At 71.4% G+C, this 6,755-nt stretch carries 6 protein-coding genes; 3 read left to right on the forward strand and 3 right to left on the reverse strand.

The window, feature by feature from the left end; all coding sequences use genetic code 11:
• The 3 genes from B8460_RS16995 to B8460_RS17005 form a co-directional block, all read left to right on the forward strand.
• On the forward strand, positions 1-1,384 hold a 1,384-nt coding region (locus tag B8460_RS16995), incomplete at its 5' end, for an ATP-binding protein (protein WP_048862806.1).
• A gap of 206 nt (positions 1,385-1,590) precedes the next feature.
• The gene (locus tag B8460_RS17000; protein WP_199445682.1) at positions 1,591-3,342 is read left to right on the forward strand and encodes a c-type cytochrome; all 1,752 of its coding nucleotides are present in this window, start codon (positions 1,591-1,593) and stop codon (positions 3,340-3,342) included.
• A gap of 178 nt (positions 3,343-3,520) precedes the next feature.
• Complete coding sequence (locus B8460_RS17005; protein WP_048862807.1) at positions 3,521-3,778, forward strand: hypothetical protein; 258 nt, start codon at positions 3,521-3,523, stop codon at positions 3,776-3,778.
• An 88-nt stretch (positions 3,779-3,866) separates the two neighbouring features.
• On the opposite strand, the gene B8460_RS17010 is transcribed toward B8460_RS17005, so the two are convergent.
• The 3 genes from B8460_RS17010 to B8460_RS17020 are packed head-to-tail and all read right to left on the reverse strand — an operon-like array spanning position 3,867 to position 6,489.
• Positions 3,867-4,082 carry a hypothetical protein gene (locus B8460_RS17010; protein WP_048862808.1) on the reverse strand — a complete coding sequence of 72 codons (216 nt, stop codon included), beginning with the start codon at positions 4,080-4,082 and terminating at the stop codon, positions 3,867-3,869.
• A gap of 26 nt (positions 4,083-4,108) precedes the next feature.
• Positions 4,109-5,788 carry a stimulus-sensing domain-containing protein gene (locus tag B8460_RS17015; RefSeq protein ID WP_084623820.1) on the reverse strand — a complete coding sequence of 560 codons (1,680 nt, stop codon included), beginning with the start codon at positions 5,786-5,788 and terminating at the stop codon, positions 4,109-4,111.
• Positions 5,788-6,489, reverse strand: a complete 702-nt coding sequence (locus tag B8460_RS17020; protein ID WP_048862809.1) for a response regulator transcription factor — start codon at positions 6,487-6,489, stop codon at positions 5,788-5,790. Before B8460_RS17020 ends, B8460_RS17015 begins: the two co-directional genes overlap by 1 nt.
• Between the last annotated feature and the right edge of the window lie 266 nt (positions 6,490-6,755).

Consider the following 6,755-nt stretch of genomic DNA (forward strand, 5'->3'; position numbering starts at 1 on the left):
GGCGCTGCTGCTTCTGGCAGCCCTCGGAGAGGCGCGGCCGGGACCGGCCCTGGTGGTCTGCTTTGCCACCATCCTCGCGGCCCTCGCCGCCGCCCTCCATCTCGCCCGTGACGTCAACCGGCTGGGCGAAACGCTGCGCCGCGCCGCCACGGGCACAACGGGCGCGGCCCAGGCCGAGCCGTCGATCGGGCCGCTGCAGGCGCTGGCCGCGCAGGCACGCCGGCTCGCGCGCGAGATCGCCAGCCGCGACGCGCTGATCGAACAGCTGCGCGAGGTGGACAACGCGATCGTCGCGCGGCTGCCCGATCCGGTGATCCTGCTCGGCGCCGACCGCGCCTTGCGTCGCGCCAACCCCGCGGCGCTGCGCACCTACGGGCCGGAACTCGCCTCGCTGCTGCGCCATCCCGGGCTGCTCGGCGCGCTCGACCGCGCCTTCGCCGCCGGCGGCGGGGGATCGGGCGGGGGCGTGGAGAGCGTCGAACTCAGCCTGCCGGTGCCGGTGCCGCGCGACGTGTTCGCGACCGTCGTCGTCTTCGACCCGCCGCTGCCGGAGGGCGAACGCGCGCTGCTGATGCTCGCCGACCGCACGCGCGAACGCGCGGCGGAGCGCACGCGCTCGGACTTCGTCGCCAATGTCAGTCACGAGCTGCGCACGCCGCTCGCCAGCCTGATCGGCTTCATCGACACGCTGCGCGGCCCGGCGCGGGAGGACCCGCCGGCGCAGCAGCGCTTCCTCGGCATCATGGCGGAGCAGGCGGGGCGGATGCACCGGCTGATCGACGACCTGCTCAGCCTCTCGCGCATCGAGCTGACGGAGCACGAGGCGCCGTCGGAGAGCGTCGATCTCGCCGCGCTCCTCGCACGCCTCGCCGCCGCCTTCGAGCCGCGGCTGGCGGAGCGGCAGACCACGCTGCGCCTCGACGTGCCGCCCGACCTGCCCGCCGTGCTCGGCGACGCCGACCAGCTCGCGCAGGTGGCGCAGAACCTGCTGGACAATGCCGTGAAATACGGCCGCGCGGGGGGCGAGGTGCGGCTGTCGGCGGTGACGACGGCGGCGCCGGGTGCGACGGGCCCCGGCGGAGCGCCGGCGGGCGGGGGGCGGTTTCCGCCGCGGCCGGGCGTCGTGCTGTCGGTCGCCGACCAGGGCGCGGGCATCGCGCGGGCGCATCTGCCGCGCCTCGGCGAGCGGTTCTACCGCGTCGATCGCGGACGCTCGCGGGCGGTGGGGGGCACCGGCCTTGGCCTTGCCATCGTCAAGCACATCGTCAGCCGCCACCGCGGCGTGCTGCACATCGACAGCATCGAGGGCAGCGGCACGACCGTCAGCGTGTGGCTGCCGCAGGCCGCGCCGGCGACGCGGGTGCGCGCCCTCGCGGCGGACTGACCCCGCACCGGCACCGCCGTCCTGCCGGCGCGACCGCTCGCACCGTTCTGGCTAGCGCAGTTGTGTTGTCGCCCGTGGCACCAAGCACGGCAACCTGCGGCCCGTCCCGCGGTTAGCGCAGGGATGACCCGCACTGTGCCGGCCGTACACGGCCCGCGCGGTGATCGCGATGATGCCTGTGCCCAGAAAACCCCGGGGAGCCATCGATGCCCGCACGCGCGCACGCGCCCGACCGCCTGACCCGGCGCCTCGCCGCCGGCGCCTCCGCCGCCGCCTTGCTCGCCCTGCTGGGGGCGCCCGCCGCCCAAGCGGCCGATCCGGCGCCCGCGCAAACCAATTCGCCCGCTGGTGCCTCCACTGGCAGCTCCACTGGCACCTCCGCTGCCACCTCCACTGGCGCGTCTACTGGCACCCCCACCGGGTCCCCCACGGGCGCCCCGGCCGACGCGCCCGGCGTCCACGGGGCGAGCGCGCAGGACGCGCTGATCGCCCGCGGCAAATACCTGGCGACCGCCGCCGATTGCGGGCCCTGCCATACCGGCCCCGGCATGCAGCCCTACTCGGGCGGGCTGTACATGAGCACGCCCTTCGGCAAGATCTCCACGCCCAACATCACGCCCGACAAGGCGACCGGCATCGGCAATTGGACCGACGCGGAATTCTACGACGTGCTGCATAACGGCATCGGCCGCAGCGGCGAGTATCTCTACCCGGTGATGCCGTTCCCCTGGTACACCAAGGTCACGCACGACGACGCCCTCGCGATCCGCGCCTATCTCGCGAGCCTCAAGCCCGTGCATGCCCCGCGGAAGCCCAACGAGCTGGAGTTCCCGTTCAACATCCGCACCGGCCTGCTCGCCTGGCGCACGGCGTTCTTCCATGAGGGCACGTTCAAGCCCGACCCGTCGAAATCCGAGCAGATCAACCGCGGCGCCTATCTCGTCACCGCGCTCGGCCATTGCTCCGAATGCCATGGCGAGGCGATCTTCGGCGCGTCGATGATGGCCAAGCCGTTCGAGGGCGGGTCGATCGATCACTGGTATGCGCCGAACATCACCTCCGACCCGAAGGAAGGCATCGGCTCCTGGACCCAGGATCAGCTCGCCACCTACTTCAAGACCGGTACCGCCGAGGGAAAGAGCGTGGCGCTCGGCCCGATGCACGAAGTCGTGCATGACAGCCTGAGTCAGCTGACGGACGGCGACCGGCTCGCGATCGCCGCCTATCTGAAGTCGACGGCACCGGAGGAGAAATACAGCGCGGACAAGCTGCAGGCCTTCGCGGGACGTTCCGGCCCCGGCGCCAACGTCTACCTCAATCATTGCTCGTCCTGCCACCAGCAGGATGGCAAGGGCGTCCCGAACGAGGTGCCGCCGCTCGCCGGCAACGGCGCCGTGGTGGCGCAAGGGCCGCAGAACGTGATCCGGGTGGTCCTCGCTGGCATCCCGGCGCAGGGCGATTATCGCCAGATGCCCGCGCTCGGCGCCGACATGACCGACCAGCAGATCGCCGACGTGGCGAATTACGTGCGCAACTCCTGGTCCAACGCGTCGCCTCGCCCGGCCCAGGCGGGCGAGGTCGGCGAGCTGCGCGCCCACGCCTTCATCCAGCTCGCCGGGCCGCACCCGTCCTGCGTCGAGCCGGGCTCGCATCCGAAACAGGACTCACTGGCGCAGACGATCGCCGATCCGAAGTCCGGCATCCAGCCGCTGCTTGCCGCGGTGACGCCGGACAACATGATCAACAAGGTTGGCGAACTGATCGACAAGCTGCACAGCGTCGCGCCGCACGCGGCGAAGGCGGACACGGTCAACGACCTTACGACCGCCTATTGCCCGGTCATTGCGGCGGATACCAAGCTCGACGAGAATAACCGCCGCTGGCAGCTGCAACGCTTCGCGCAGGTTGTCTACAGCGAGCTGACCACGCCGGAGAAGGTGGTGCGGTCGGCTAAGTAGCCGCGACGGAAATGGCCGTGGCAGTCGCATGCGCGTGAGCGTTCGATCCTTTCGCGGTTCGTTGCGTTGTATGGCATGGAAGGTCCGGCGCCCAGGCGCCGGTCCGGACCGCGACAACGGACATGCAACGATGGCAAGGGCTGCATGCCCTGCCGGAACGGACAGGAAAGACGTCACCATGCGTAAGACGCTTCATATCGCCACCCTCACCGCCACCCTGCTCGCCGCGCCCGCGATGGCGTTCGCCCAGGCCGGCGGCGGCGGGACTGCCCCGGTCGTTGGCGGCGGTGCCGACGCGGTGCCGCCGGCCGGAACGACCGGCGTGCACAAGCTGCCGCCGACCGCCGACACCGTGCACAACGGCAGCGGTTATCATCATGGCTCGACCGGCGCGATGACGACGCATCGCAGCGAGGGCACGAGCAGCACGCGCTAAGCGACGGCGCGCCGATCGCCTGGGCGCCCGTCCCGGTCGCTAGGACCGGGGCGGGCGTCGTCGTTTCCGGATCACCGCATCGCTGGCCTTACGGAAGCTCGCGCACGAGGCAGCGGGCGAGGAGCGGCACCGCCGTGCCGTCGCTCTGCGTCAGCAGCAGCGGCACCGCCCCGTCGGTGACGACAAGCTCAATCACCGCCGCAGCGCCGGGCGCCACGTCACCGGCCACCGGCAGCCCGACCGCCGGCACGACGCATCCCGCGCGCAGCACCGCGCGCCGGGTCAGACGCAGCCCGTTTTCCACCCTACAGACCGCTCACGCTGCCCCCGTCACGCCGGTGCCCGTGGCAGGCGCACGACGAAGCGCGCGCCGAGCACGCGGCCGCTCTCGTCGCGCCTGTTCTCGGCGGCGATCTGGCCGTGATGCGCCTCCACGATCTGCTTGCTGATCGACAGGCCGAGGCCGGAATGCTGCCCGAACCGCTCGCCCAGCGGACGCTCGGAATAGAAGCGTTCGAAGATGTGTTCCAGCTTGCCGTCCGGGATGCCCGGACCCTCGTCCTCCACGCTGATCTCGACCATGCCGCCGTTCTCTCGCGCGCGCAGCAGGATGCGGCCGTCGATCGGGCTGAACGACTCCGCGTTGGCGATCAGGTTGCGCAGCACCTGCACCAGCCGCCCCTCCACGCCCAGCACCACCAGCCCCTCGGCCGGCGCGTCGAGGTCCACCCGCACGTCGCCCTGGCGGCGCGTCGCCTCCGCCAGTTCGGCGAGCGTCGCCAGGATGGGCGCGATATCCACGCGCTCCACGGCGGCGCGCGACAACTCGGTATCGACGCGGCTCGCGTCGCTGATGTCGTTGATCAGCCGGTCGAGGCGGGTGACGTCGCTGCCGATGATGCCGAGCAGGCGCTTCTGACCGACCGGCTCCTCCACCCGCCGCAGCGTCTCGATCGCGCTGCGTATCGACGACAGCGGATTCTTCAGCTCATGCGCCACATCGGCGGCGAAGCGCTCGATCGCGTCCATGCGCGTCCACAGCGCCGCGGCGCTGTCCGACAGGGCGCGGGCGAGCGCGCCGATCTCGTCGCGCCGGCGCAGCAGCGAGTTCGGCACCGCGCCATGCCCCCGCCCCTCCCGCATCTCCGCCGCCGCCGAGGCCAGCCGCAGGATCGGCCGCGCCGTGGTTAGCGACAGGTACCACGACAGCAGCACCGTCAGCACCAGCGCGATGCCGAACAGGCTGAGGATGGAGCTGCGTATCGCCAGCAGGCTGCGATCGACCTCGCGCGCCTCGCGCGTCAGCAGGATGATGCCGACCGTGTGCTTGTTGCGCTCCACCGGCTCGGCGACGGTGACCAGCAGCCGGTTGTCGGCGGTGCGGCGGATATAGGGCGGCATCTCGCGGCCGTTCTCGCTGCCGGACAGGCGTATCTCCTCCTTGGTCCCCGGCTGCCAGTCATAGCCGGCGGCGGTCGGCGCGCTGTCCACGCGCAGCGGCGGCGATTCGTTATGCGGCAGGAACGTCAGCACCCGGTCATAGACGAACTCCATCGCCATCAGGAACGGTCCGCGATCGACGGCGGGCGGCAGCGGCTCGGTCGTCACCGCGCCCTTGCTGCCCTCGCGCACCCGGCTGTCCGCGATCAGCGTGCCATCCGGGCCATAGATCTTCGCCTGCGCATAGGGCGTGGGATCGGTCAGCCGGTGCAGCAGCGGGCGCACCTCGTCCGGCACGAGCTTCGGATTGGCGCTGTCCGGGTCCTGCACCGCGCTCTGGCCGAGCGCGCCGGCATAGATGCGCGCCTGCTCGCGCAGCGCCACCACCTCGGCCTCCAGCAGCCCGTTCTGGTACTGGTCGAGATACAGCAGCGCGACGACCAGGAGCGCGAGCGGCAGCGCGTTGACCAGCAGGATGCGCCGCAGCAGCGGCGAGACCCAGCGCTCGTGCGCCCGCCGCCGCACGGGTGGGGCGGGCTGCAGGCCGCGCGGGACGACGCCCTCGGGCATCAGCCCTCCTTGAACCGGTAGCCGATGCCGTAGAGCGTCTCGATCTGGTTGAAGCTGTCGTCGACGGCGCGGAACTTCTTGCGCACCCGCTTCACGTGGCTGTCGATGGTGCGGTCGTCGACATAGATGTTCTCGCCGTAGGCGGCATCGATGAGCTGGTCGCGCGACTTCACCATGCCCGGCCGCGCGGCGAGCGCCTTGACCAGCAGGAACTCCGTGACGGTGAGCTGGATGTCCTTACCCTTCCACAGGCACTGATGCTTGGTCTCGTCCAGCACCATGTCGCCGCGCGCCAGCACGCCCGAGGGTGAGGCGCCCGACCCCTCCGCCCGGCTGACCTCGTTGCGCCGCAGCAGCGCGCGGATGCGCTCCAGCAGCAGCCGCTGGCTGAACGGCTTGGTGATGTAGTCGTCGGCACCCAGGCGCAGGCCCATCAGCTCGTCCACCTCCTCGTCCTTGGACGTGAGGAAGATCACCGGCATGGCGGAGCGCGCGCGCAGCCGCTGCAGCAGTTCCATTCCGTCCATCCGCGGCATCTTGATGTCGAGGATGGCGAGATCGACCGGCCGCGCGGTCAGGCCCTGCAGCGCCGCCTCCCCGTCGGTATAGGTGCGGACCTGGTATCCTTCCTGCTCCAGGGTCATCGACACGCTGGTCAGGATGTTGCGGTCATCGTCCACCAGGGCGATTGTCTGGCCCATCGGCCTCTCCTTGCTGCCGGTCAGCAACCCATGTCGCTGCTGTGCAACGCCGGCAGTGTCGGCCGGGATTGTGGCGCATTGCGGCCACGGGACGAAAGCGGGGGACCGGGATGAACGAGATGACGGACGACAGGGCTGGGGCCGACGGGACCGGGGCCGATGGGGCCGGGAACGCCGCGGCCGGGACCGGCGGAGAGGCGGCGAAGGCCGCCGAGCGGGCGGCGGCGCATGCGGCCGATCTGTGGGAGGCGCGGCGCCTGCTGCGC

The sequence above is a fragment of the Acidisphaera rubrifaciens HS-AP3 genome (assembly GCF_000964365.1).
Taxonomy (GTDB): domain Bacteria; phylum Pseudomonadota; class Alphaproteobacteria; order Acetobacterales; family Acetobacteraceae; genus Acidisphaera; species Acidisphaera rubrifaciens.